22 protein-coding genes are annotated in these 24,161 nt (G+C 65.4%); all 22 read right to left on the minus strand.

The features are described from left to right. Positions 1-12: 12 nt before the first annotated feature. A complete protein-coding gene (locus tag ABIC76_RS18550; protein WP_354534869.1) occupies positions 13-1,122 on the minus strand; it encodes a sulfate/molybdate ABC transporter ATP-binding protein in 1,110 nt (369 codons plus the stop codon). Continuing rightward, the gene (gene cysW, locus ABIC76_RS18555; protein WP_354534870.1) at positions 1,119-2,099 is read right to left on the minus strand and encodes a sulfate ABC transporter permease subunit CysW; all 981 of its coding nucleotides are present in this window, start codon (positions 2,097-2,099) and stop codon (positions 1,119-1,121) included. The genes ABIC76_RS18550 and cysW overlap by 4 nt, the downstream gene beginning before the upstream one ends. Before the next feature lies 1 nt (position 2,100). Beyond that, entirely contained in the window at positions 2,101-3,015 is a 915-nt protein-coding gene (gene cysT, locus ABIC76_RS18560; protein ID WP_147216560.1) for a sulfate ABC transporter permease subunit CysT, read from the minus strand. Between the two features lie 117 nt (positions 3,016-3,132). Next, positions 3,133-3,801, minus strand: a complete 669-nt coding sequence (locus ABIC76_RS18565) for an RBBP9/YdeN family alpha/beta hydrolase (protein ID WP_354534871.1) — start codon at positions 3,799-3,801, stop codon at positions 3,133-3,135. A 7-nt stretch (positions 3,802-3,808) separates the two neighbouring features. Further along, positions 3,809-4,693, minus strand: coding sequence for an EAL domain-containing protein (locus ABIC76_RS18570; protein WP_343549635.1), 885 nt, complete (start codon positions 4,691-4,693; stop codon positions 3,809-3,811). Positions 4,694-4,733: 40 nt separating this feature from the next. Next, positions 4,734-4,949, minus strand: a complete 216-nt coding sequence (locus ABIC76_RS18575; protein WP_004626558.1) for a TOBE domain-containing protein — start codon at positions 4,947-4,949, stop codon at positions 4,734-4,736. Positions 4,950-5,019: 70 nt separating this feature from the next. Then, a complete protein-coding gene (locus ABIC76_RS18580; RefSeq protein ID WP_354534872.1) occupies positions 5,020-5,859 on the minus strand; it encodes an ATP-binding cassette domain-containing protein in 840 nt (279 codons plus the stop codon). Between the two features lie 19 nt (positions 5,860-5,878). Beyond that, positions 5,879-6,709, minus strand: coding sequence for an aliphatic sulfonate ABC transporter permease SsuC (ssuC, locus tag ABIC76_RS18585; protein ID WP_354534873.1), 831 nt, complete (start codon positions 6,707-6,709; stop codon positions 5,879-5,881). A gap of 18 nt (positions 6,710-6,727) precedes the next feature. Next, positions 6,728-7,891, minus strand: a complete 1,164-nt coding sequence (gene ssuD / locus ABIC76_RS18590) for an FMNH2-dependent alkanesulfonate monooxygenase (protein WP_027677527.1) — start codon at positions 7,889-7,891, stop codon at positions 6,728-6,730. A gap of 43 nt (positions 7,892-7,934) precedes the next feature. Next, complete coding sequence (locus tag ABIC76_RS18595; protein ID WP_354534874.1) at positions 7,935-8,966, minus strand: aliphatic sulfonate ABC transporter substrate-binding protein; 1,032 nt, start codon at positions 8,964-8,966, stop codon at positions 7,935-7,937. Positions 8,967-8,971: 5 nt separating this feature from the next. Next, entirely contained in the window at positions 8,972-9,964 is a 993-nt protein-coding gene (locus ABIC76_RS18600; protein WP_354534875.1) for a sulfonate ABC transporter substrate-binding protein, read from the minus strand. A 117-nt stretch (positions 9,965-10,081) separates the two neighbouring features. After that, positions 10,082-10,705, minus strand: a complete 624-nt coding sequence (gene ssuE / locus ABIC76_RS18605; RefSeq protein WP_045787849.1) for an NADPH-dependent FMN reductase — start codon at positions 10,703-10,705, stop codon at positions 10,082-10,084. A gap of 37 nt (positions 10,706-10,742) precedes the next feature. Then, a complete protein-coding gene (locus ABIC76_RS18610) occupies positions 10,743-11,750 on the minus strand; it encodes a sulfate ABC transporter substrate-binding protein (protein ID WP_102067077.1) in 1,008 nt (335 codons plus the stop codon). Between the two features lie 1,351 nt (positions 11,751-13,101). Further along, on the minus strand, positions 13,102-15,690 hold the full coding sequence (gene clpB / locus ABIC76_RS18615; protein ID WP_354534876.1) for an ATP-dependent chaperone ClpB: 2,589 nt from the start codon (positions 15,688-15,690) through the stop codon (positions 13,102-13,104). Between the two features lie 170 nt (positions 15,691-15,860). Then, positions 15,861-18,038: a 3-hydroxybutyrate oligomer hydrolase family protein gene (locus ABIC76_RS18620; RefSeq protein WP_354534877.1), complete on the minus strand. Its 2,178-nt coding sequence runs from the start codon at positions 18,036-18,038 to the stop codon at positions 15,861-15,863. A 146-nt stretch (positions 18,039-18,184) separates the two neighbouring features. Beyond that, a complete protein-coding gene (gene crcB, locus ABIC76_RS18625) occupies positions 18,185-18,565 on the minus strand; it encodes a fluoride efflux transporter CrcB (protein ID WP_354534878.1) in 381 nt (126 codons plus the stop codon). A 15-nt stretch (positions 18,566-18,580) separates the two neighbouring features. Continuing rightward, the gene (locus ABIC76_RS18630) at positions 18,581-19,102 is read right to left on the minus strand and encodes a molybdenum cofactor biosynthesis protein MoaE (protein WP_354534879.1); all 522 of its coding nucleotides are present in this window, start codon (positions 19,100-19,102) and stop codon (positions 18,581-18,583) included. A 16-nt stretch (positions 19,103-19,118) separates the two neighbouring features. After that, on the minus strand, positions 19,119-19,376 hold the full coding sequence (gene moaD, locus ABIC76_RS18635; RefSeq protein ID WP_232042652.1) for a molybdopterin converting factor subunit 1: 258 nt from the start codon (positions 19,374-19,376) through the stop codon (positions 19,119-19,121). A 12-nt stretch (positions 19,377-19,388) separates the two neighbouring features. Then, on the minus strand, positions 19,389-20,648 hold the full coding sequence (locus ABIC76_RS18640; RefSeq protein ID WP_102067073.1) for a molybdopterin molybdotransferase MoeA: 1,260 nt from the start codon (positions 20,646-20,648) through the stop codon (positions 19,389-19,391). Positions 20,649-20,729: 81 nt separating this feature from the next. Further along, positions 20,730-21,347 (minus strand): uracil-DNA glycosylase family protein, encoded by a 618-nt coding sequence (locus tag ABIC76_RS18645; protein ID WP_354534880.1) that lies wholly within the window; start codon positions 21,345-21,347, stop codon positions 20,730-20,732. A 4-nt stretch (positions 21,348-21,351) separates the two neighbouring features. Further along, on the minus strand, positions 21,352-22,797 hold the full coding sequence (thrC, locus tag ABIC76_RS18650; RefSeq protein WP_343549569.1) for a threonine synthase: 1,446 nt from the start codon (positions 22,795-22,797) through the stop codon (positions 21,352-21,354). Positions 22,798-22,812: 15 nt separating this feature from the next. Next, entirely contained in the window at positions 22,813-24,132 is a 1,320-nt protein-coding gene (locus ABIC76_RS18655) for a homoserine dehydrogenase (RefSeq protein WP_027677538.1), read from the minus strand. Positions 24,133-24,161 lie beyond the last annotated feature (29 nt).

Below are 24,161 nucleotides of genomic sequence, written 5' to 3' on the forward strand. Positions count from 1 at the left end.
CGGAGCGTCGTGTTACACGGCGGCTTGCGCGACGGGCCGTGCATTGCCTTGCGCGAACACGCGGATCGCGCGCGGGCGCACCACCAGTGTTTCGCCTTCACGGAAGCCCTCGGCGCGGAAGCGCTCGATGGGCAGGGAGACTTCGATGATGTCGTCGGTGTCTTCGCGCTCCAGCTCAAGCTGCGCGATGGCGCCCAGCGTGAGCGCGCGGCGCAGCGTCACGGGAATGCCCTCGGCGCCCGGTGCATAGCGCTCGAGGTCGATTTCGTGCGGGCGCACGAAGGCCACCGCCTGATCGGCGCGGGACGAATCCACACCGCCCGACGGCACGGCGATGGCCGAATCGCCCACGTGCAGCACGCTGCCGCCCTCGCCCTCTTCCAGGCGGCCGTGGAACAGGTTCACGTTACCGAGGAAGCCGTAGACGAACGGCGTGGCCGGCGTGTTGTAGACCGCATCGGGGCTGCCGACCTGCTCCACCTGGCCGCGGTTCATCAGCACCACGTTGTCGGCCACTTCCAGCGCCTCTTCCTGGTCGTGCGTGACGAACAGGCTCGTGACATGCAGATCGTCGTGCAGGCGGCGCAGCCAGCGGCGCAGTTCCTTGCGCACCTTGGCATCGAGCGCGCCGAAAGGCTCGTCGAGTAGCAGCACGCGCGGCTCCACTGCCAGCGCGCGCGCCAGGGCAATCCGCTGACGCTGCCCGCCAGACAGTTGCGGCGGGTAGCGATCAGCCAGCCAATCCAGCTGCACGAGTTCCAGCAGCTCCTTCACCTTGGCGCGGATCTGCGCTTCGCTCGGCCGCTGCGCACGCGGTTTCACGCGCAGGCCGAAGGCGACGTTCTCAAACACCGTCATGTGCTTGAACAGCGCGTAATGCTGGAACACGAAGCCGACCTGACGCTCGCGCACATGCTGGTCCGATGCGTCTTCGCCGTTGAGGTGAATCGTGCCCGAATCGGCATGCTCCAAACCCGCGATGATGCGCAGCAGCGTGGTCTTGCCGCAGCCCGACGGGCCCAGCAGCGCAGTCAGTTCGCCCTGCTTGAAGTCGAGCGAAACATCGTTGAGGGCAATGAAATTGCCAAAGCGCTTGGTGATGTGTTGAACCTGGATGCTCATGCTGCGCTTCCCTCCAGCGGAGATTGCACGGAGACGTGCGAGTTCGAATGGGATGTCGGTTGCGCCACGCGCTGCCCCGGGCCTTCACCCACGCCGGCATCAGCATCAGCCAGCTCGCGACGGCTGCGCCATTCGACCAGCGTCTTCAGCGCCAGCGTGACGAGCGCCAGCAATGTCAGCAGCGACGCCACGGCAAACGCGGCCGCAAAGTTGTATTCGTTGTAGAGAATTTCCACGTGCAGCGGCATCGTGTTGGTCAGCCCGCGAATGTGGCCCGACACCACTGACACCGCGCCAAACTCGCCCATCGCCCGCGCGTTGCACAGGATCACGCCGTACAACAGGCCCCACTTGATGTTCGGCAGCGTCACGCGAAAGAACGTCTGCCAGCCCGAGGCGCCGAGCACGATGGCGGCCTCTTCCTCTTCGCTGCCCTGCGCCTGCATGAGCGGAATCAGCTCGCGCGCCACGAACGGAAACGTGACGAACACCGTCGCCAGCACAATGCCCGGCACCGCAAAAATGATCTTGAAATCGTGATCGGAGAGATACGGCCCGAACCAGCCCTGTGCGCCGAACAGCAGCACGTAGATCAGGCCGGCAATGACGGGCGACACCGAAAACGGCAGGTCGATCAATGTCAGCAGCAGGTTCTTGCCGCGAAATTCGAACTTGGCGATTGCCCATGCCGCCGCCACGCCAAACACCACGTTCAGCGGCACGGCAATCGCTGCGGTGGTCAGCGTCAGATAGATCGCCGAAAGCGCATCGGGCTCGATCAACGCCTCGAGATACACGTCGACGCCCTTCTTGAACGCCTCGACAAACACGCTCGCCAGCGGCACGAAAAGGAACAGCGCCAGGAACACGAACGAAACGAGGATCAGGGTTGCGCGCACCCAGGCGGACTCTGCGGTGGCGCCTCGGCGGCCACCAGCAGGCGCCTGACCAAGTTGACGGGAAACAGTACCGGCCATGTCAGGCTCCAGCTGCCGCGTTGGCGGTCGGGGGTTCGGGGGCACGCTCGATGGCGTCGTTGCGATTGCCGCGGCGGCGCGTCCACGCTTGCAGCAGATTGATCACCAGCAGCAGCGTGAACGAGATACCGAGCATGACGACGGCAATGGCCGTGGCGCCCGCGTAGTCGAATTGCTCCAGCTTGGAATAGATCATCAGCGGCGTGATCTCGGAAACCATCGGCATGTTGCCGGCGATGAAGATGACCGAGCCGTATTCGCCGGTGGCACGCGCAAAGGCCAACGCGAAACCGGTCAGCAAGGCGGGCAGCAAGGTCGGCAGAATCACGCGAGTGAAGGTCTGCCAGCGCGTGGCGCCCAGGCTGGCAGCCGCCTCTTCCAGTTCGGACTCAAGATCTTCCAGCACCGGCTGCACCGTGCGCACGACAAACGGCAGGCCGATGAACGTCAGCGCCACCACGATGCCCAGCGGCGTGAACGCGACCTTCAGCCCCAGCGGTTCCAGCCGCGAGCCGATCCAGCCATTCGGCGCGTACAACGCGGTGAGCGCAATGCCGGCCACCGCGGTCGGCAGCGCAAACGGCAGGTCGACCAGCGCATCGATCAGCCGCTTGCCCGGAAAGCGATAGCGCACCAGCACCCACGCCACGATCAGCCCGAACACGAGGTTGATCACCGCCGCGATCAGCGAGGCACCGAACGTCAGCTTGTACGACGCCACCACGCGCGGCGCGGTGACGGTCGTCCAGAACGCGTCCCACGTCATGGTGAACGTCTTGAGGACCGTTGCCGACAGCGGGATCAGGACGATCAGCGCGAGGTACAGCAGCGAAAAGCCCAGCGCCAGCCCGAAGCCGGGCAGCACATTGGCGGGCTTACGCCGCTTGGAGGAAAAAAACGCGGAAGGCAGGCTCATCAGCGCACCGATAAAAATGGCCGCAGAGCAAAACACTGCGGCCGATATGCAGATGAACCGATTGTGGCGGACTGTTCTTATGACGAAAACGAATATTTGCGCATGTGCATCATCGTTTTAGATATAAGGGGTGCTCGGTAAGACATCCCACTGCGCTTGCCAGTCGGCGCCGTCGCGGGTGATGTCTTGTGCACTCGCGCGACCGATCAGGCGATCGAGCAAGGTCAGGCCGGCGTCCCATTCACCGAGGTTGGAATCGGCGTTGATATGGCCGGCCTCGCCGGCATCCACGAACTCCGTGCCCCAACGCGCGGCCCAGTCGATGGCGCTGCCTTGCGGCATCCACGGGTCATTGCGGCTGGCGACAAGCGTAGCCGGGAACGGCAGCGTGCGGCCGGGTAGCAGGTCCCGCACGCCGAACTTGTCCGGATCGGCCGGCGCGACGAGCAGCACCGCCGCCACCGCATCCTTGGTCTGCACCGCCCAATGCAATGACGCCAGGCAGCCGAAGCTATGCGCCACCAGGATGACGGGACGCCTGCTGCGCGTGGGCGGACGCTCGGCAAGCGCCGCATGCACCGCTTCACCCACACGGGCCGACCAGCGCGGCAGATCAGGCGTCGACCAGTCCGTCTGCTCCACGCGGCGCCATGCCGGGAAGCGCTGTTCCCAACGCGTCTGCCAGTGGCCGGGGCCGCTGCCATGCAAGCCGGGAACGGTCAGGATGACGGCGTCTGCCGGCCACTGCCAGGCGGATGCGTCCGATGCGGGTGCGCTGCGTGCCATGTCGTGCTCATTGCGTCAGAGAAAGGCCGGCCGCGGATTGCTGCTGTTGCACCAGCGGCGCCTGCGCCATTGGCACCACCTGTGGCGCGGGCGCAGGGTCCGGCTCAGCTTCCGCGCCGGGCAGGATGCTGCCCTGCACATACGTGATGCCGGCGGCACGCGCCAGTTCCAGGTCGCTCGGGCGCTCGCAGCGCCGCAAAGCCAGCGTCACGCCCAGCTCGCGTGCCGAATCGGCCAGCGACACCACGTTCCGCGTACGCCAATCGCGCCGCGCATCGAGCTTCAGGTACGCCGGCTTGGCATGCACGAGCAGCGCGCCCGCTTCCGCCGGGTCCGATGCCTGCACGGCCACGGCGAAACCGTTGCGCCGGTAGTTGTCCACCACGAACAGCAGCAGCCCCAGATCGTCATTCGCCGTCGACGGCACCTGGATGACGAACTGCTCGGGATGCAGCCCCAGCGCCGTCACCGCACGGTGGAATGCCTTGCCGTGGTCGGCCGCCACCGCCGCCAGCAACCGGCCATGCACATTGACGACCAGCCGCCCCGCATCGGTGCGCGAAAAATAGTTGAGCGTATGCACCAGCCGGCACAGGCGGTCCAGTTCAACCAGCGTGCTGTCATCCGACGCCAGCGAAAACACCTTCCACGGGTTCAGGCCCAGCTCGCCGTCGCGCGTCCACGTGCGCATCAGCGCTTCGTGGCCGGCGGGCGTCAGCGCGCCATCGGCGGCAAGCTGCCAGACCGGCTCAAACAGGCTGGTGAGCGCGCAGTGGAAGAACTGACCCTGCACGCGGCCGGTGGCGTCACGCCACAAGTGGCGATCTGGCGCGGGCGCGTTCGGCAATGTGCCGAGAAATTGTGCGACTGCTGTGGTGTGCATCAGGCTCATGGGTGAGGCTCCTTGTTGGGTCGCCGTCTCCTCCCCGTCCTTACAGTTTGGCGATCGAGACTTCAGTCGCCTTCACCAGCGCAACCACTTCGCTGCCGATCTTCAGGCCCAGGCTGTCGACCGAGCGTGTGGTGATGACCGAGGTGACGATGCCGGCCGGCGTCTCCACGTCGATCTCCGAGAGCACGTCGCCCCGGATGATCTCCTTGATCTGCCCGCGAAACTGGTTGCGTACGTTAATCGCTTGGATGCTCATGATGTTCCTTCTTAGGTGACAACGGCACTACGTGCCAATGAATGTTTTCAGGAGAAAGGTTTGCAGCGCCTTACACGGCCCAGCGCACGGCGGTGGCAGACACGTCGAAGGGTGATGCCCACGCCGTGTGCGGGCGCACATCGGTCACTTCGTTCGGATCGCTCTTGCGCTGCATCACGCGGTTGAGGATCGCTTCTTCCAGCCGGGCAAACGCGGGCGAACCACGATGGCGCGGACGCGGCAGGTCGATGCGCTCATCCAGCGCAATGCGGCCGTCTTCGATCAGCACCACGCGATCGGCCAGCGCCACCGCCTCGGCCACATCGTGCGTGACGAGCACCGCCGTAAAGCCGAGGCGTTGCCACAGGCCTTCGATGAGGTTCTGCATGTCGATGCGGGTCAGCGCGTCGAGCGCGCCCAGCGGCTCGTCGAGCAGCAGCAGGCGCGGCCGATGCACCAGCGCACGCGCCAATGCCACGCGCTGGCGCTGCCCGCCCGACAGGCGAGCCGGCCATTCCCCTGCCCGCTCGGCCAGACCGACTTGCGCGAGCACTTCAGCGGCCTGCGCGCGCTGTGTTTTCGGCAGGCCGAGCGCGACGTTGTCGAGCACCTTCTTCCACGGCAGCAGGCGCGCATCCTGGAACATCACGCGGGCATCGTCGTGCAGGCCGTCTTCGGCGTCGCCATCGCGACGCAGGTGGCCATCGTCGATGCCTTCCAGCCCGGCAATCAACCGCAGCAGCGTGCTCTTGCCGCAGCCGCTGCGCCCGACGATGACGACAAACTCGCCCGGGGTGATGTCCAGATCGATACCGTGCAGCACTTCACGGTCGCCATAGCGTTTGACGACGTGCTCGATGTGCAAGGCGGTGCCGGCCAGCGCGGCGTGTTCAGTGGCGTTGCTTTGCATGCGTCTCTCCAATTCAGCCTCAGGCCGCTGCTTGATAGCCAGGGTGCCAACGCAGCCAGAAGCGCTCCAGCGCACGCGACAGCAGATCGGCCAGCTTGCCCAGCAGCGCGTACAGCAGGATGCCCAGCAGCACCACGTCGGTCTGCAGGAACTCGCGCGCATTCATCGTCATGTAGCCGATGCCAGCCTGCGCAGAGACCGTCTCCGCCACGATCAGCGTCACCCACATCAGGCCGAGCGAAAACCGCACGCCCACCAGGATCTGCGGCAGTGCCCCCGGCAGGATCACCTCGCGATACAGCTGCGCACGCGAGAGCCCGTAGCTGCGGGCCATCTCCACCAGGGCCGGATCGACCGAGCGGATGCCGTGATACGTATTCAGGTAGATCGGGAAGAACACGCCCAGCGATACCAGGAACAGCTTGGCCGATTCGTCGATGCCGAACCACAGGATCACGAGCGGAATCAGCGCCAGCACGGGGATGTTGCGGACCATCTGCAGCGTGGTGTCGAGCAGGGTCTCGGCAGTGCGGAAGGTGCCGGTCAGCAAGCCCAGCGCCAGCCCCAGCGAACCACCGATCGCAAAGCCGAGCAGCGCGCGCCACGTGCTCACGGCCACGTGCGTCCACAGCTCACCCGAGCGCGCCAGCGCCACGGCGGATTTCGCCACGTCCAGCGGTGCCGGCAGGATGCGGTTCGACAGCCAGCCCCACTGTGCCGAGGCCTGCCACAGCACCAGCAGCACAAGCGGCACGATCCACGGCGCCAGGCGTTGCTGGGCGGTGCGCAGGAAGGCGTTTGCCTTCGCCTTCTGTTTCGATGTTGATTTGGATTTCGACTCGGATGCCATCGCCCTGCTCCTCTCGGCTCAGCTTGCCGCCACGCGCGGCACGATGCCGGTGGCAATCACTTCGCCAAACGGCCCGTTCAGCACATTGCCCGGCAGCTTGTCGCGCACCGAGCGCGGCAACAGCGGGAACACCAGTTCGGCAAAACGGTAGGCCTCTTCCAGATGCGGATAACCGGACAGCACAAATGTATCGATGCCCAGCTCCGCGTATTCCTGCATGCGCGCGGCCACGGTTTGCGGATCGCCCACCAGCGCCGTGCCGGCACCGCCGCGCACCAGACCCACGCCGGCCCACAGGTTCGGGCTGATTTCCAGATCGGCGCGCGTGCGCTTGACGCCGTTGGCATGCAGCGCGGCCATGCGCTGCTGGCCGGCGGAATCCATCTTGCGGAACGCCTCCTGCGCGCGCGCCACGGTGTCGTCGTCAAGCTTGCTGATGAGCTTGTCTGCGGCGGCCCAGGCTTCATCGTCCGTCTCGCGCACGATCACGTGTAGGCGGATACCGAAGCGCACGGTGCGGCCATGCTTGGCAGCGCGCGCCCGCACGTCGGCCAGCTTCTCGGCCACGGCGGCAGGCGGTTCGCCCCACGTCAGATACGTGTCGACCTGCTCCGCTGCCAGTTCGTGCGCCGCCTCCGACGACCCACCGAAATACACCGGCGGATGCGGCCGCTGCACCGGCGGATACAGCACCTTTGCACCCTTCACGCTGAGATGCTTGCCGGTGTAATCCAGCGCGGCGCCTTCGTGGCTGGCCGCCAGCGTTTCGCGCCAGATGCGGATGAATTCTTCCGAGGCTTCGTAGCGTTGCGCGTGGTCCAGGAACAGGCCATCGCCTGCCAGCTCCGACGGGTCACCACCGGTGACGAGGTTCACGAGCAAGCGGCCGTTCGACAGACGGTCGTACGTGGCGGCCATGCGGGCGGCCAGTGTCGGTGCCATCAGCCCGGGGCGCACTGCCACCAGGAAACGCAGGCGCTTGGTGACGGGAATCAGGCTCGCGGCCACGATCCACGGGTCTTCGCACGAGCGGCCGGTGGGAATCAGCACGCCCTCGTAACCGAGCGTATCGGCGGCCACGGCCACCTGCTGCAGATAGGTTTGATCGACCTGGCGAGCGCCCTCGGCCGTGCCGAGATAACGGCTGTCGCCGTGCGTCGGGATGAACCAGAAAACTTGCATGACAGCTCCTTGGACTGTGTTGTTCTCAGATCAACGCAACAACTCAAGCGCGGGCAATGGCCAGTTGCGCCGGGGTCGGGTGCCAGACCAGTTCGATCGGCTTGACCGGGCGCGGAATCAGCCCCAGCCCGTGGAAGGCATCGGCCACGCGCTGCTGCTCGGCCACCGCTTCGGGCGTGACCGGCCGCACGGGCGAAGGCGGCCGGCGCGACAGGAACAGATGCACCGTCGCCAGCGACAGCCCGGAGAAGTCTGCAATGCGCTGCGCGGCTTCCTTGCGGTTTTCCTGCACGAGGCGATCGGCGCGCGACAGCTCCGCAAAGATGGCGGCGATGGTGTCGCCGTGCTTTTCCGTAAAGGCCGTCGGCGCGAAATAGAACGAGTTGTTGGACGTGAGCGTGCGCCCGGTGGCGAGCACGCGCGGCTTGATCGCGAGTTCCGTGGCGGCGTAGTACGGGTCCCAGATGCCCCAGGCGTCGACGCTGCCGCGCTCGAAGGCAGCACGCGCATCGGCCGGCGTCAGGTACACGGGCTGGATGTCGGCAAAGCTCAGGCCGCCCTTCTGCAGGCCCCGCACGATCAGGAAATGCGCGCTCGAACCCTTCTGCAGCGCCACGCGCTTGCCCTTCAGGTCTGCCAGCGTCTTGAGCGTCGAATCCTGCTGCACGAGGATGGCGGAGCTGTCCGGCTTGGGCGGCTCCACGCCTACGTAGCGCAAATCCTTGCCGGCAGCCTGCGCGAACACCGGCGGCGTATCGCCCGTGATGGCGAGATCGAGACTGCCCGCCGACAGCGCTTCGAGCTGCTGCGGCCCGGCCGGAAACTCCAGCCAGCTGATCTTGGTGCCCGGAAAGCGCTGCTCCAGCGCCCGGTTCTCTTTCACGATGACGAGGTTGACCGCGCTCTTCTGGAACCCGATGCGCAGTTGCGCGGGCGGCGTCACCTTGGGCAGGCCGGCAGCTGCCGGGGCGGCGGTTGCGGCATTGGTAGCGTGCGCGACCGGCCCGAGCGTGGCGAGCGATGCGCCTGCCACGGTGGCACTCAGCAGGCGGCGACGTTGGATGTCGATGGTCATGGCGATCAGCGCGCAGCTTGTTGCGTCGTCGGCTGCCACGCGGAGTCGGCCACCTTCACCGGACGCGGAATCAGCTTGAGCGTGTGGAACGTGTCGGCAATGCGCTGCTGGTCGGCCAGGGCCTCTGCGCCGACGGGCTGGATGCCATAGGCAATGCGGGACACCGACCGCGCCACCACGGCCGGCTCCAGGCCGAGCTGCGGGCCGAGAATGGTCGTCACATCCTTCGGGTTGGCTGCGGCCCAGGTGTCGGTCTTCTTCAGTTCATCCAGCACGATGTTCAGCACATCGGGCCGTGCGCCCGCATAGCCCTTCGAGGCCAGGAAGTACTGCGAGTTGTTGACCACGCCCGTGCCGTCGGCCAGCACACGCGCGCCCAGCTGCTGTTCAGCCGCGGCAAAGAACGGGTCCCAGATCACCCAGGCGTCGACGGCGCCGCGTTCAAAGGCGGCACGTGCGTCGGCGGGCGTGAGGTACACGGGCTGGATATCGCTGTAAGGCACGTTGGCCTTTTCCAGCAGCTTCACCAGCAGGTAATGCACGTTCGAACCCTTGTTGAAGGCGACGCGCTTGCCCTTGAGATCGGCCACGCTCTTGAGCGGCGAAGTCTTCGGCACGATGATCGCCTCGCCGGTGGGCGCAGGCGGTTGGTTGCCGACATAGACGAGATTCGCGCCGGCAGCCAGCGCGAAGATCGGCGGCGCTTCACCCGTGGTGCCGAAATCGATGGCGCCCACGTTCAGGCCTTCCAGCAATTGCGGGCCCGCGGGAAACTCGGTCCACTTCACTTCGATGCCCTGGGCGGCAAGGCGCTTTTCCAGCGTGCCGCGTGCCTTGAGCACCGTCAGCGTGCCGTACTTCTGATAGCCGATGCGCAGTTGCTTGGCAGCGGTCGGGGGCGGCGCATCGCTGTTGGCAAATGCGGCGGGCGCGCCGAGCGTGGCAAGCAGCGTGGCGGCAAGGGTCAAAGTCCTGCGCAGGGGCGAATGGGTTTTCATGGCAAGTTCGGTCGATGCGGGGTGTATGGGCGGCACGATCCGCGCGCAGCGGCTGCGCGGCGTGACAACAACGGGAAAGCAGTGAGCGGCGTGTGTAACGGCGGCGCGGTCAGCGCATCACGCCAGACATCGCATTCGTTCTTCGTCGGCGGCCTGGAACGTGGCACGCACCGCGCTGCGGCTCGAAACGATGACCTGCGCCACGGCCGGATGCCGTGCCAGCGCCAGTGCCTGATGCACGCGCTCCACGCCGTCATCCAGGCGCTGCTGCAGCGCTGGGTCGACGCTCACGCCGTCATCTGCCACAACGATCTGCGAGTCGACTGCAAAGATGCCCGGCAGGATCGAGCGCGCCGCCAGCGCCGTCAGCACGGGCCGCAGCGCGTAGTCGATCGCCAGCGTATGGGCGAGGCTGCCGCCGGTGGCGATCGGCAGCACGACCTTGTCGCGCAGCCCGCTCTGCGGCAGCAGATCGAGAAATGTCTTGAGCAGCCCGCTGTAGGCCGCCTTGTAGACCGGCGTGGCGAGAATCACCACGCCCGCCGCTTCCACCCGCGCCACCGCATCGGCGATGGCGGGGTCCGACACCTGCGCGCCGAGCAGCGCATCGGCCGGAAGGCTGCGCAGGTCCAGGTGGTCCGCCTGCTCGCCGGCGCGCTCGAGCTGCGCACGCACGTGGCCCAGCAGGCGCGCAGATCGCGATTGCGCCGAAGGGCTGCCGGAAATCGTCAGGATTTGCATGATGCGGATCACCCGATGTCGTTACGTCGTGTGGGCCTTACTTGCCCGGTTGATAGAGCTGGTCAAACTGCCCGCCGTCGGCAAAGTGCGTCTTCTGCGCCTTCTGCCAGCCGCCGAACGTGTCGTCGATGGTCACAAGCTTCACCTTCGGGAATTCGCTCTCGTGCTTCTTCGCCACAGCCGGGTCGGTCGGGCGATAGAAGTTCTTCGCACCGATCTCCTGCCCTTGCGGCGTGTACAGGAACTTGAGATACGCCTCCGCGGCCTTGCGCGTGCCCTTCTTGTCGGCCACCTTGTCCACCACCGCCACCGGCGGCTCGGCCAGGATGGAAATCGACGGCACCACCACGTCAAACTTGTCCTTGCCTTCCACGCGCGCCGCCAGCAGCGCCTCGTCTTCCCAAGCGATCAGCACGTCACCGATACCGCGCTCGGTAAAGGTGGTGGTCGCACCGCGCGCGCCCGAATCGAGCACCGGCACGTTCTTGTAGAGCTTCTGCACGAAATCCTTGGCGGTGGCGTCCGAACCGCCCGGCTGCTTCAGCGCATAGGCCCAGGCGGCCAGGTAATTCCAGCGTGCACCGCCGGAGGTCTTCGGGTTCGGCGTGATGACGGCGATGCCCGGCTTGACCAGGTCATTCCAGTCCTTGATGCCCTTCGGGTTGCCCTTGCGCACCAGGAAGACGATGGTCGACGTATACGGCGAGGCGTTGTGCGGCAGGCGCTTCTGCCAGTCCTTGCCCGTCAGGCCCTTCTCGGCAATCGCGTCGATGTCGTAGCCCAGCGCCAGCGTCACCACATCGGCATCCAGCCCGTCGATCACGGAGCGGGCCTGCTTGCCCGAACCGCCATGCGAAGCGCGCAGGGTGATGTCCTCACCCGTTTCGGCCTTCCACTTCTTGGCAAATTCGGTGTTGATTTCCTTGTACAGCTCGCGCGTCGGGTCGTACGACACATTCAGCAGTGTCGTTGCCGCATGCGCACCCACGGTTCCCCCCGCCACGATGGCAGCCGCGATGGTGTTGAAGACAAACTTGCGAATCATCTTGCAGGCTCCGTTTCTGATCTCTGATGGATTTGGAATAGGAGCAAGACTACCGAGCGGGTCTTGTACGGGGAACGAATGGTTTCAGGGAATGTTCATCGTTTTTTGCATAAAGGCGGGATTGGGGCTGCGTGGATGCGAGGCAACGGGCTTCAGACGAGGCGCCAAGCGTGGCGCCTGAGGGTCAAACCCCGGACTTTGGGTGTCGGAGAGCCGAGCTTGGGCCTTGGACAGCGGAACTCCGGGGGTTTTGGGTGGAAGCCGGGCCTCGGAGAGACGTTGGGTCGACTGTTTTTGGGCGGAGCTTGGGGGTTGGAGGGTGGAGCTTGAGGGTTTTTGGGTGACGCTTGAGGGTTGGAGGGTCGAAGGCGGCTGTTTTTGTCGCTCGGATTGAATGTCGGAGGGTCGAGATTGAGGGTTTTAGTGTGGAGTTCCAGTCTCCGACGGTGGAACTCGAGGGTTTTTGGGTCGAGTTCCACTCTTGGATGGTGGAGATCGAGGGTTTTTGGGTGGGCTTCCACTCTTGGACGGTGGAGCTCGAGGGTTTTTGGGTCGACTTCCACCCTTGGATGGTGGGGCTCGAGGGTTTTTGGGTCGAGTTCGGGTGTTGGAGGGTGAATTGCCCCGGCCCCAGGGAGTGTCAGTATTTCCGTGCTCAAGGGGGCCTCCTTGGCCCCGGGCGGTTTTTTTGTTGGTGGTGCATCCCTGTTTCACCCCCTGCCGGGGGCGACTCACTTTCTTTGTCTTGCCAAAGAAAGTAAGCAAAGAAAGGCGCGCCCGAGATGGCGAAGGATTCCTTGAATTTATGTCGCAGAGAGGGGAAGGGAAAAACTCGCTTCGCTCAGACAGTTTCCCTTCCTTTTTCCTCTCTGCAACAGAAATTCAAGGCGCCATCTAGGGCAAGGTACGGCCACACCATCGAAGCACAGCCGCAGTCGTAGATGCGCGGCAAGACGCGAGGCAAAGCAGTAAGAACAGGTTGAGATAGCGAGCGAAGCGAAGCAGCACACCGCAACAAACGAAACTCCGACAGGACACGCAAACCACTGGTTTGGCCGTTGACGTTCCTGCCCTTGATGGCGCCTTGAATTTCTGTAAGCGGGCGGATAAAGGAAGGAGGCCTGTCTGAGCGCAGCGAGTTTGCCTCCTTCCCCGCCCGGTTACAGAAATTCAAGGAGTGGGTCGCCATCTCGGGCGCGCCTTTCTTTTGCTTACTTTTCTTTGGCAAGACAAAGAAAAGTGAGTCGTGCCCGGCAGGGTACGAAAGGAGGATGGACCACCAACAAAAAAACAGACCAAAAAAAACCGCCCTGGAAAACCCAGAGCGGTCCTTTGAAGCCCAGAAACAACTTCAGTGCACAACCCTCTCAAACGAAAACGCCCCATCCCGATAATCCACCGGCACCACATCCTTCGGAGCAAACTTGCCCTCCAGGATCATCCGTGCCACCGGATTCTCAAGCTGCTGCTGGATCGCCCGCTTCAACGGCCGTGCCCCAAACACCGGGTCGTAACCCGCCGATGCCAGCCTGGCCACCGCCTCGTCGCTGATCTCCAGCGCCAAGTCCATCTGCGCCAAGCGTGCCGACAACCGCTTGAGCTGGATCCGCGCGATCGATTCGATGTTGCGTTGGTCCAGTGCGTGGAACACCACCACCTCGTCGATCCGGTTCAGGAACTCGGGGCGGAAATGCGTCTTCACTTCCTGCCACACGGCACCCTTGATCACATCCGCGGGTTCGGTCGCCATCTGCTGGATGAGCTGCGAGCCGAGGTTCGAGGTCATCACGATCACCGTGTTCTTGAAGTCGACCGTGCGGCCCTGGCCGTCGGTCAGGCGGCCATCGTCCAGCACCTGCAGCAGCACGTTGAAGACGTCCGGGTGCGCCTTCTCCACTTCATCGAGCAGCACCACGCTGTACGGCTTGCGGCGCACGGCTTCGGTCAGGTAACCGCCTTCCTCGTAGCCGACATAGCCCGGCGGCGCGCCGATCAGGCGGCTCACGGAATGCTTCTCCATGAACTCGCTCATGTCGATGCGGATGAGGTGGTCTTCCGAATCGAACAGGAAGCCGGCCAGCGCCTTGCACAGCTCGGTCTTGCCGACGCCCGTGGGGCCCAGGAACAGGAACGAGCCATACGGTTTGTTCTCGTCCGCAATGCCGGCGCGTGAGCGGCGGATGGCATCCGACACCAGGCGCACGGCCTCGTCCTGGCCGACCACGCGCTCGTGCAGGCGGTCTTCCATCTTCAGCAGCTTCTCGCGCTCGCCGGTCATCATCTTCGACACGGGGATGCCCGTGGCACGGCTGACGACTTCGGCAATTTCTTCGGCGCCCACCTGCGTGCGCAGCAGCTTGTTCGGCTGCTTCTGGCCGGCCGACTCGGCGGCGGTCGCGGCCTTCAGCTTGCCTTCCAGCTCGGGCAGCTTGCCGTATTGCAGTTCGGCCACTTTCTCGAGCTTGCCTTCGCGCTGCAGCTTGGTGATCTCCAGCTTGATCTTGTCGATCTCTTCCTTCAGCGCAGCCGCCCCTTGCGCGGCGCCCTTCTCGGCCTTCCAGATCTCGTCCAGATCGGCGTATTCCTTCTGCAGGCGTTCGATCTCCTGCTCGATCAGCTCCAGGCGCTTCTGCGAGGCTTCGTCGGTTTCCTTCTTCACCGCCTCGCGCTCAATCTTGAGCTGGATCAGGCGGCGGTCGAGCTTGTCCATCGCCTCGGGTTTCGAGTCGATTTCCATCTTGATGCGCGCCGCTGCTTCGTCGATCAGGTCGATGGCCTTGTCCGGCAGGAAGCGATCGGTGATGTAACGGTGGCTGAGTTCAGCCGCGGCCACGATCGCCGGGTCGGTGATCTCCACGCCGTGGTGCAGTTCGTACTTCTCCTGCAGGCCGCGCAGGATGGCGATGGTCGCCTCCACGCTCGGCTCGCCCACGAGCACCTTCTGGAAGCGGCGCTCCAGCGCAGCATCCTTCTCGATGTACTTGCGGTATTCGTCCAGGGTGGTCGCGCCGATGCAATGCAGCTCGCCACGTGCCAGCGCCGGCTTGAGCATGTTGCCGGCGTCCATCGCGCCCTCGGCCTTGCCCGCGCCCACCATGGTGTGGATCTCGTCGATGAAGAGGATGGTCTGGCCCTCTTCCTTGGCGATGTCGTTCAGCACGGCCTTCAGGCGCTCTTCGAACTCGCCGCGGTACTTGGCACCGGCCAGCAGGCCCGCCATGTCGAGCACCAGCACGCGCTTGTTCTTCAGGCTCTCTGGCACTTCGCCGTTGACGATGCGCTGCGCCAGGCCTTCGACGATGGCCGTCTTGCCGACGCCCGGCTCGCCGATCAGCACCGGGTTGTTCTTGGTGCGGCGCTGCAGGATCTGGATGGCGCGGCGGATTTCGTCATCGCGGCCGATGACGGGGTCGAGCTTGCCGATGCGTGCGCGCTCGGTGAGGTCGATGGTGTACTTCTTCAGCGCTTCACGCTGGCTTTCGGCCTCGGCGCTGCCGACGGTCTGGCCGCCGCGCACTGCGTCGATGGCGGCTTCGAGCGGCTTGCGCGACAGGCCGTGTTCGCGCGCAATGCGGCCGGCCTCGCCCTTGTCGTCGGCCACGGCCAGCAGGAACAGCTCGCTGGCGATGAACTGGTCGCCACGCTTGATGCCTTCCTTCTCGGTTTGCTGCAGCAGGCTACCGAGGTCTCGACCTACCTGCACCTGTTCGCCACCCTGCACCTGCGGCAGGTGCTTGATGGCGCGGTCCAGCGCCGTGTCCAGGGCGCCGGTATTGACGCCCGCACGGGCCAGCAGGTTCTTGGTGGCCCCGTCCGGCTGGCGCAGCATGGCCAGCAGCAGGTGGACCGGTTCGATGTACGGATTGTCGTTGCCCAGCGCCAGGCTCTGCGCGTCGGCCAGCGCTTCCTGGAAGCGGGTGGTCAGTTTGTCCAAACGCATTAAAAACCCCTTGCGGAAAATGTTTCACTGCTCCGAAAGATAGGGAGCTTCGGTGGCATTTCAAGCGTGGAAACGCGGCTTTTGATGCAGATTTGCGCCAAAACAAACGGCGGCGCGCCTGTCGGCAACGCCGCCGTCCGAAGTGCATCAAAACCGTCGTGGCTATCGCATCAGTTGGGCACCGAGACCGTCGCCACACCGCCCGACACAGTCACTGAGATGCGGTCGCCCGCCGCCGGTGTGCTCGTGAAGTTCGGCACGTTGGCCGCGTTGATGGCCGGAGCAGCACCGGGCGTGCCACCGCGCGGGGTGGTGCGCACCACCTGCGAAGGCGGCAGCGGCGTGCCGTTCTTCAGGTTGGCGTACATGGCGTCCAGCGCGCGCTGCTCATAGAGCACCAGCGGTACGAAGAGCGTGTCGTAGCCAGGCACGAGGTCGATGAAGCCATCGAAATGCTGCGCGTTCATCACCTCGATATACGACAGCTTGCTCGAGCCGCCCTCCACCTTGGCGTTCAGCCCCAGGTACGGCCGCGAACCATGGTTGACCGGCAGCAGCGCGTCGTTGCGGCCCTGCACGATCAACGCCGGCTTGCCCTGCAGGTTGCCGGTGCGCAGCGTCTGGCTGATCCCCGTCTGCAACGATTGCGACGCGGCATCGGCGCCCGTCAGCAGGTTGCGCAGGCACAGCGCGCCATCGAGGTTGGCAGCCTGCGTGCCGGTGGAGTCGACCGACTGGTTGCTGCGCGTCGGGCCACCCTGGGCGTTGTTGTTGACGAGCTGCACGCCGGAGGTGGGCGGAATGCCGTTGCCAACCGCCGCCATCTGCGCGAGCGCCGTGGCGTTCACCGCCGTCGGATGGAACGACGCGTCGGTTGCCGCGAAACTCAATCCGCACAGGTTGTCGGTCACGCTGGCGCGCGAGAGCGCGTTGCCAAAGGTGGTCGCCACGGATGGGTCGATCTCGTAGAACGACATCGACGCATGCACGAGATCCGACTCGGGCTCCCAGCCGTAGGTGCGCATCTTCTGCAGCGCTTCGTCAGCCTGGGCAGCGGCCGTGCTGGACGTCAGCAGCCCGGCCGCCTTGAGCGCGGCGCAGCGGTTGGCCTGCGCGCCCGCGGGGAAGGTCGTCAGACTGCCAAAGAACGCCTGCGCCGGTGCCGTGGCAACGCTGGCAGACGATGCCGCGCACAGCCGGAACACATTGGCGTAGCTCACGTAGTCGAACAGCGGTTTGCCGGTCGTCGGCAGCGTGGTGCCGCCGCGCACGACCTGCACGCCAGTGTTGGCCGGCAGGTTCAGGCCGGGCTCGCCGACGGCCACCCCGTCGATCCACCCGCCGGTGTCCTGCTCGGCCGCCGCGATGGCTGCGCCGCCGCCATTGGAGATGCTCGACGCGATGACGATGGTGTTGTCCGGACGCACCGGCAGCGCGCTGCCCACCAGCGCACCGCTCGTCGCCGAGACTTTGTCGTTGATCGCCCAGAACGCGAACTGCACGGCCTGCAGCGTGAACAGGCCCCAGTCCTTCTCGGGGTTGCGCTGTGAATGCGCGTGCTTGAACGCCAGCCGGTTCGGCGTGGCCGCGTTGAAGGCAGAAAGCTGGCTGCTGGTGAGCGGCGCGGCAAAGTGCGCGTTCGACCCGGCTGCGCTGCGCGTGGTGCGCGTGCCGTCCTGCAGGGCGACGGTATCGGTGGCCAGGTCGTGCGGACCGGCGCCGGTGCCCTTGTCCGTATAGGCGACGGCGCACTTGCGCTTGAGGCCCCATTCGCCCGTGGAAATCGCGCCGTAGATGCCGCGCGAGCCCGACGAGGTGGCGGTGATGATGCAGGGGTTGTTGACGTCGAAGCTGTCCGGAATCTGCACGAGCAGCACCACGTTCTGCTGGCCGGTGCCGTCATCGGAGTACGTCACGTATTCGGTGCCGGCGATCATGCCGGAGCCCTGTGTGACGTTGCCGCTCGCGTCGACGTTCGGGCCATAGAGCGTGCCGTAGCCGCCCTTGGCCGCCGTGTCGACCAGCGCCCGGTAATTGGCGTAGATCGCCAGCCGGCGCAGCTCGGCTGCCGTGGGCGCGGTGGGGTTGGCGATGGCGGGCGCGGTGGCCGAGGCCAGGCCGCTTGCCCCCAGCCCGGCGGTCAGCAGGTCGTCCGATACGCCGTCGTACCGCGTGACGGTCACCTTGCCGGCAAAGGCCGGTTTGGTATTGCCCGGCACGTTGTTGCCGTCATTGCTGCCGCCGCAGGCGCTCAGTACGCCGCAGCCGGCCAGCAGCACGGCGCCGGCAGCGATGAGGTTGCTGGGCGAGACGTGCCGTCGCAGGCGCGCCGTTCGGGTTGGTTTCATTGCGTCTCCTTCTCGTTATGGATGGAACAACACAAAGCAAACCCGCGGCGGCCTTCAATACTGCACGTCCCTAAGCCACCGCAGGCACTACCAGTATGTGAACCAAACTTCTCATTCGCAACTCGATTTGCAGGCGGGGCTTGCGATCAACTGAAGGTGCGCACCGTCCAGAGGCCGAGCATCGTGAGGAACAGCGAGCCGCCCAGATGCGCCACGATGTGCACCGCGCCCATCAGGTGGTCGCCGGCCAGGATGTTGGCGACAACCTCGCTGGAAAACGTCGAGAACGTCGTCAGCCCGCCCAGAAAACCGGTGATGACCAGCAAACGCCATTCCGGGGGCAGCCCCGCGTGCGTATCGAAAAAGCCCACCGCGACGCCGATCAGGTAGCCCCCCACCAGATTGGCGGCCAGCGTGCCGTACGGCAAGGCCGGATTGATGGCGTTCAACAAGATGGCGAGCGCCCAGCGCAACCAGGCTCCCAGCACAGCACCCACCCCAACTGCCAGAAAGCCCATTCCGCCCATGCGGTCGCGTCCTTGTTATTCGTAGTCGTTGGGTTGCGCCGATGCGCCGGGCTGATCAGCCGTGCGTGTCGCGGCGTTGGTGGTGGCAATCCCCCAGCGGGCGAGCGCCTTGTCGTCGGTGACACACGCATCGACCCAGCGCGCGCCTTCGGGCGTCTGTTCCTTCTTCCAGAACGGCGCCTCGCTCTTGAGGTAATCCATGATGAATTCGCACGCGGCAAAGGACTCGCCGCGGTGCTTGGACGCCACCGCCACCAGCACGATCTGGTCTTGCGGCTTGAGCTTGCCAACGCGGTGGATGACGAGCGCGTCGATCAGCTCCCACCGCTGCATGGCCGCGCTCACGATGTCGGCGAGCGCCTTTTCGGTCATGCCGGGATAGTGCTCCAGCTCCATCTCCGACACGCCGGTACCGTCGTTGATGTCGCGCACGGTGCCGATGAAGCTGGCCACCGCGCCAATGTTCGGGCGGCCTGCACGGAGCGCTGCAATCTCGCCGCCGAGGTCGAAGTCGGCTTCCTGCACGCGGACGGGCATGTTTGCTCTCCTGCGCTCAGCCGCCGGTCACGGGCGGGAAGAAAGCGACTTCGCAGCCGTCGTGCACGGCGGTATCGGCCGGCACGATCTGGTGGTCCACCGCCATGCGCAGCGCACGGCCTTCGGCCAGCGTTTCGCCCCAGACGGGACCGCGCTGCGCGAGCCAGCGGCGCACATCGCCCACGGTGCGCACGGCGTCCGGCACGACCACCTGCTCCTGCGAAGTCCCGAGTTGTTCACGCACGCTGGCAAAGAAACGAAGCTCGATCTGCATGTCCATCGCTCCTTACACCAGGCCTGCAAACGGCAGAAAGCTGACCACATCGCCGGGCGCGATCGGCTGGTTGGGCGGGTTGTCGATCAACCCATCGCCCCACACGGTGGAGGTCAGCACGCCGGAGCTTTGATTCGGGAAGAGGTCCAGCCCGCCGTTGGCATTGATGCGCGCACGCAGGAACTCGTTGCGGCGATCGCCCTTGGGCAGCGCAAAGTCGGCGCGCATCGGGATGCGCTTCGGCGCCACGTCGGCCACGCCCTGCAGGCGCAGGATGAACGGCCGTACAAACAGCAGGAAGGTGACGAAGCTCGACACCGGATTGCCGGGCAGACCAATGAAAAATGCGGTCGGGCCGCCCACCATGCCTTCGGGGCGGCGCACCTCGCCAAAGGCGAGCGGCTTGCCCGGCTTGATGGCGATCTGCCAGAGGTTCAGGCGCCCTTCGGCTTCCACCGCCGGCTTGATGTGATCTTCCTCGCCCACCGACACGCCGCCGGAGGTGATGATGAGGTCGTGCGCCTCGGCCGCTTCGCGCAGCGTGTCGCGCGTGGCTTGCAGCGTGTCGGGCACGATGCCGAAATCGGTAATGTCGCAACCGAGGTTTTCCAGCAGCGCGCGCAGCGTGAAGCGGTTGGAGTTGTAGATGGCGCCGGGCTTGAGCGGCTCGCCGGGCATGGCCAGTTCGTCGCCGGTAAAGAACACGGCCACGCGCGGACGACGCACGACGTGCAGATTGGCGCAGCCGACCGAAGCTGCCAAGCCCAGTTGTTGCGGGCCGAGGCGCGTGCCGCGCGGCAGGATTTCGGCGCCGTCGGCGATGTCCTCGCCGGCGCGACGGATCCATTCGCCGGATTCCGGCACGTGCTCGATGACGACGGTACCCGTGTCCGGGTCAGCCTTGCATTGCTCCTGCATGACGACCGCATCGGCGCCCGGCGGGATCAGGGCGCCGGTGAAGATGCGCGCCGCCTCGCCCGCATTCAGCGGCTGGCCGACATGGCCGGCGGGAATGCGCTGCGCCACCTTCAGGCGCGTGCCCGGCGCGGTGATGTCGGCGGCGCGCACGGCGTAGCCGTCCATCTGCGTGTTGTCGGCGGGCGGCACGTTCAGGCTGCTGCGCACGGCCTCAGCGAGCACGCGCCCGTTGGCGTGCAACGTCGACACGGTTTCGGTCTCGTGCAAAGCGCGCACTGCGGCAAGCAGTTGCGACAGCGCCGCATCGAGCGTCAGCAAAGACGGTTTGACGGCGGGAGCATCGTTGGCAGACATGCAGGAATGGGAAAGCAGAATCGAAAAGGAGATTTCGATTGTATCGGTTCCAGGCCGATGCCATGCATCAGCCCAGCCGTATCAAGCGAATGCGTCGGCCAGCGCCGCCCGCAGCGCCGGCACGATGTGCGCGTCGAACCACGGGTTGTGTTTGAACCAGGCCAGGTTGCGGGGGCTCGGATGCGGCAGCGGGAACAGCACACGGCCGTCAGCGTCGTGCACCGGGCCGTTGCGCACGACGTCGGTCAGCGACCAGTCGCGCGGCACGTCGAGGTAGTTGCGCTGGGCATAGGTACCCACCAGCAGCGCGAGCCGCACATCGGGCATCGCTGTGAGCAGCGGCCTGTGCCATTTGGGCGCGCATTCCGGGCGGGGCGGCAAATCGCCGTTCGCGCCGGTGCCCGGAAAGCAGAAACCCATCGGCACCACGGCGATGCGGCGGTCGGCGTAGAAATCGTCGTACGAGATGTGCAGCCACTGACGCAGGCGGTCGCCTGAGCGGTCGTTCCAGGGGATGCCGGTCTCGTGGACGATGCGGCCCGGCGCCTGCCCGATGATCAGGACGCGGGCGCGGCGGTTCGCGACGACAACAGGGCGAGGCTCGTGTGCCAATGCGCCCTGGCACTCGCGGCAGGCGCGGATGTCGTGCAGGCAGCGCTCGAACGCTGCTCCGGCGGCGTCATCCGGCACTGCTTCCATCGCTTTAGAGGCCCGTGTGCTGGGCGATGTAGACCTTGATGCGGTCCGCGTCTGCCGGCATGACTTCGAAGCGCTGCGGCAGCGATTCGATATCGGCGTAGCCAGCCGGGCGCTCCGGCTCGCGGTCCAGCGCTTCGCGAATGGTGTCGCCAAACTTGGCCGGCAGCGCCGTTTCCAGCACCACCATCGGCACGCCCGGCGTCAGGTTCTCGCGCGCCACCTTCACGCCGTCGGCGGTGTGGGTGTCGATCATCGTGCCGTAGGTGGCAAACACATCGCGGATGGTATCGACGCGGTCGTCGTGCGAGCTGCGGCCCGAGACAAAGCCGAACTCGGCGATGCGGTCGAACTCCGGCTTGCCCGTCATCGAGAAACCGCCCTTTTCGTCGACGTCGCGGAAGAGTTGCGCCAGGCGTGCCGGATCACGATCCAGCAGGTCGAACACGAAGCGCTCGAAGTTCGACGCCTTGCTGATGTCCATGCTGGGGCTGGACGTGTGGTACGTCTGGGCGGCCGAACGCACGCGGTACGTGCCGGTGCGGAAGAACTCGTCGAGCACGTCGTTCTCGTTGGTGGCCACGACGAGCTTGTCGATCGGCAAACCCATCATGCGCGCGATGTGGCCGGCGCAAACATTGCCGAAGTTGCCCGAGGGCACGCAGAACGACACCTTGTCGCCAATCTTCGGGGCGGCCAGCAGGTAGCCCTTGAAGTAGTAGACGACCTGGGCAACGACGCGCGCCCAGTTGATCGAGTTGACCGTGCCGATCTTCTGGCGCGCCTTGTAGTCGAGATCGTTCGACACCGCCTTGACGATGTCCTGCGCGTCGTCGAACACGCCTTCGATGGCGATGTTGAAGATGTTCTTGTCTTGCAGGCTGAACATCTGCGCGGTCTGGAACGCGCTCATCTTGCGATGCGGGCTCAGCATGAACACGCGCACGCCGCGCTTGCCGCGCATCGCGTATTCGGCGGCGCTGCCCGTGTCGCCGGAGGTGGCGCCGAGAATGTTCAGCTCGGCGTGCTCACGATCGAGCGCGTATTCGAAGAGGTTGCCCAGCAGCTGCATCGCCATGTCCTTGAAGGCCAGCGTCGGGCCGTTCGACAGGCACAGCAGCGACAGCGACGTGCCGCCCTCCTCGCCCAGCTTGTGCAGCGGGGTGATGTCGGCGGTGTTGTCGCCCGCGCGTGCGTTGCAGTAGACCTCAGGCGTGTAGGTGCGGCGGGTCAGTGCGCGCAGGTCGTCTTCGGGAATGTCGGTGGCGAACTTGCGCAGGATCTCAAAGGCGAGGTCGGCGTACGGCAGGTCGCGCCAGCGGGTCAGCTCTTCAACGCTGACTTGCGGATACTGCTCGGGCAGGTACAGGCCGCCGTCCGGCGCCAGGCCGCCCAGCAGGATGCGGGAGAAACTTTGCGGCTCTGCGTGGCCGCGGGTCGATCGGTATTGCATGCTCGTGTCCTGCGCTTAGTTCAGTTCTTCCATGCGGATGCGCGTCACCTTCGACAGCACGGTCGGCAGCGCTTCAATGGCGGCGATGGCAGCGTTCACGCGCTTCTCGACCGTCACGTGCGACAGCATGATGATGTCGGTCTGCGGCTCGCCTTCGCGCGATTCCTTCTGCAGCATGGCGTCGATCGAGATGCCGCCTTCGGCCAGGATGCGCGTGATGTCGGCCAGCACGCCGGTTTCGTCCGCCACGCGCATGCGCAGGTAGTAGCTCGAACGCACTTCGTCGATCGGCAGCACGGGCGTATCGGACAGCGCGTCCGGCTGGAACGCCAGATGCGGCACGCGGTGTTCCGGGTCGGCCGTGTGCAGGCGTGTCACGTCCACCAGATCGGCGACGACGGCCGAAGCGGTCGGCTCGGCGCCGGCCCCCTTGCCGTAGTACAGCGTCGGGCCGACGGCATCGCCGTTGACGACCACGGCGTTCATCGCGCCCTCGACGTTGGCGATCAGGCGCTTGGCCGGCACCAGCGTCGGATGCACGCGCAGCTCGATGCCGGCCTCGGCACGGCGCGTGATGCCCAGCAGCTTGATGCGGTAGCCGAGTTCTTCGGCATAGCGGATGTCGACGGCTTCCAGCTTGGTGATGCCTTCTACGTAGGCACGGTCGAACTGCACCGGCACGCCAAACGCGATGGCGCTCATGAGCGTCAGCTTGTGCGCGGCGTCAAAGCCCTCGATGTCGAAGGTCGGATCGGCCTCGGCATAGCCCAGGCGCTGGGCTTCCTTCAACACGGTGTCGAAGTCCAGGCCCTTATCGCGCATCTCGGACAGGATGAAGTTCGTGGTGCCGTTGATGATGCCGGCGATCCACTCGATGCGGTTGGCCGTCAGGCCTTCGCGCAATGCCTTGATGATGGGGATGCCACCGGCCACGGCGGCTTCGAATGCCACCATCACGCCCTTGTCCTGCGCAGCCTTGAAGATCTCGTTGCCATGCACGGCCAGCAGCGCCTTGTTGGCGGTGACAACGTGCTTGCCATTGGCGATGGCGCGCAGCACCAGCTCGCGCGTCAGGTCATAGCCGCCGATCAGCTCCACGACGATATCGATCTCGGGCGAATCCACAATCGCAAACGGGTCGTTCACCACCGGCACGGTCGCACCGGCTTCCTGCACGATGGCGCGTGCGCGGTCGAGATTGCGCACGGCAATCATGGCGACTTCAATGCCGCGACCCGCACGACGGCGGATTTCTTCCTGGTTCCGTTGCAGAACCTTGAGGGTACCGCCACCGACGGTACCGAGCCCGAGCAGGCCGATCTTGATGGGATTCATGAGACGTGTCGTAGAGAAACGAAAAAGCG

It is taken from the genome of Ralstonia sp. 1138 (assembly GCF_040544795.1).
Lineage (GTDB): Bacteria > Pseudomonadota > Gammaproteobacteria > Burkholderiales > Burkholderiaceae > Ralstonia > Ralstonia flatus.

Bases quoted from the DNA above. Each gene is read 5' to 3' on its own strand.
- ABIC76_RS18550 (WP_354534869.1), bottom strand. From the start codon at position 1,122: ATGAGCATCCAGGTTCAACACATCACCAAGCGCTTTGGCAATTTCATT.
- cysW (WP_354534870.1), bottom strand. From the start codon at position 2,099: ATGGCCGGTACTGTTTCCCGTCAACTTGGTCAGGCGCCTGCTGGTGGC.
- cysT (WP_147216560.1), bottom strand. From the start codon at position 3,015: ATGAGCCTGCCTTCCGCGTTTTTTTCCTCCAAGCGGCGTAAGCCCGCC.
- ABIC76_RS18565 (WP_354534871.1), bottom strand. From the start codon at position 3,801: ATGGCACGCAGCGCACCCGCATCGGACGCATCCGCCTGGCAGTGGCCG.
- ABIC76_RS18570 (WP_343549635.1), bottom strand. From the start codon at position 4,693: ATGAGCCTGATGCACACCACAGCAGTCGCACAATTTCTCGGCACATTG.
- ABIC76_RS18575 (WP_004626558.1), bottom strand. From the start codon at position 4,949: ATGAGCATCCAAGCGATTAACGTACGCAACCAGTTTCGCGGGCAGATC.
- ABIC76_RS18580 (WP_354534872.1), bottom strand. From the start codon at position 5,859: ATGCAAAGCAACGCCACTGAACACGCCGCGCTGGCCGGCACCGCCTTG.
- ssuC (WP_354534873.1), bottom strand. From the start codon at position 6,709: ATGGCATCCGAGTCGAAATCCAAATCAACATCGAAACAGAAGGCGAAG.
- ssuD (WP_027677527.1), bottom strand. From the start codon at position 7,891: ATGCAAGTTTTCTGGTTCATCCCGACGCACGGCGACAGCCGTTATCTC.
- ABIC76_RS18595 (WP_354534874.1), bottom strand. From the start codon at position 8,966: ATGACCATCGACATCCAACGTCGCCGCCTGCTGAGTGCCACCGTGGCA.
- ABIC76_RS18600 (WP_354534875.1), bottom strand. From the start codon at position 9,964: ATGAAAACCCATTCGCCCCTGCGCAGGACTTTGACCCTTGCCGCCACG.
- ssuE (WP_045787849.1), bottom strand. From the start codon at position 10,705: ATGCAAATCCTGACGATTTCCGGCAGCCCTTCGGCGCAATCGCGATCT.
- ABIC76_RS18610 (WP_102067077.1), bottom strand. From the start codon at position 11,750: ATGATTCGCAAGTTTGTCTTCAACACCATCGCGGCTGCCATCGTGGCG.
- clpB (WP_354534876.1), bottom strand. From the start codon at position 15,690: ATGCGTTTGGACAAACTGACCACCCGCTTCCAGGAAGCGCTGGCCGAC.
- ABIC76_RS18620 (WP_354534877.1), bottom strand. From the start codon at position 18,038: ATGAAACCAACCCGAACGGCGCGCCTGCGACGGCACGTCTCGCCCAGC.
- crcB (WP_354534878.1), bottom strand. From the start codon at position 18,565: ATGGGCGGAATGGGCTTTCTGGCAGTTGGGGTGGGTGCTGTGCTGGGA.
- ABIC76_RS18630 (WP_354534879.1), bottom strand. From the start codon at position 19,102: ATGCCCGTCCGCGTGCAGGAAGCCGACTTCGACCTCGGCGGCGAGATT.
- moaD (WP_232042652.1), bottom strand. From the start codon at position 19,376: ATGCAGATCGAGCTTCGTTTCTTTGCCAGCGTGCGTGAACAACTCGGG.
- ABIC76_RS18640 (WP_102067073.1), bottom strand. From the start codon at position 20,648: ATGTCTGCCAACGATGCTCCCGCCGTCAAACCGTCTTTGCTGACGCTC.
- ABIC76_RS18645 (WP_354534880.1), bottom strand. From the start codon at position 21,347: ATGGAAGCAGTGCCGGATGACGCCGCCGGAGCAGCGTTCGAGCGCTGC.
- thrC (WP_343549569.1), bottom strand. From the start codon at position 22,797: ATGCAATACCGATCGACCCGCGGCCACGCAGAGCCGCAAAGTTTCTCC.
- ABIC76_RS18655 (WP_027677538.1), bottom strand. From the start codon at position 24,132: ATGAATCCCATCAAGATCGGCCTGCTCGGGCTCGGTACCGTCGGTGGC.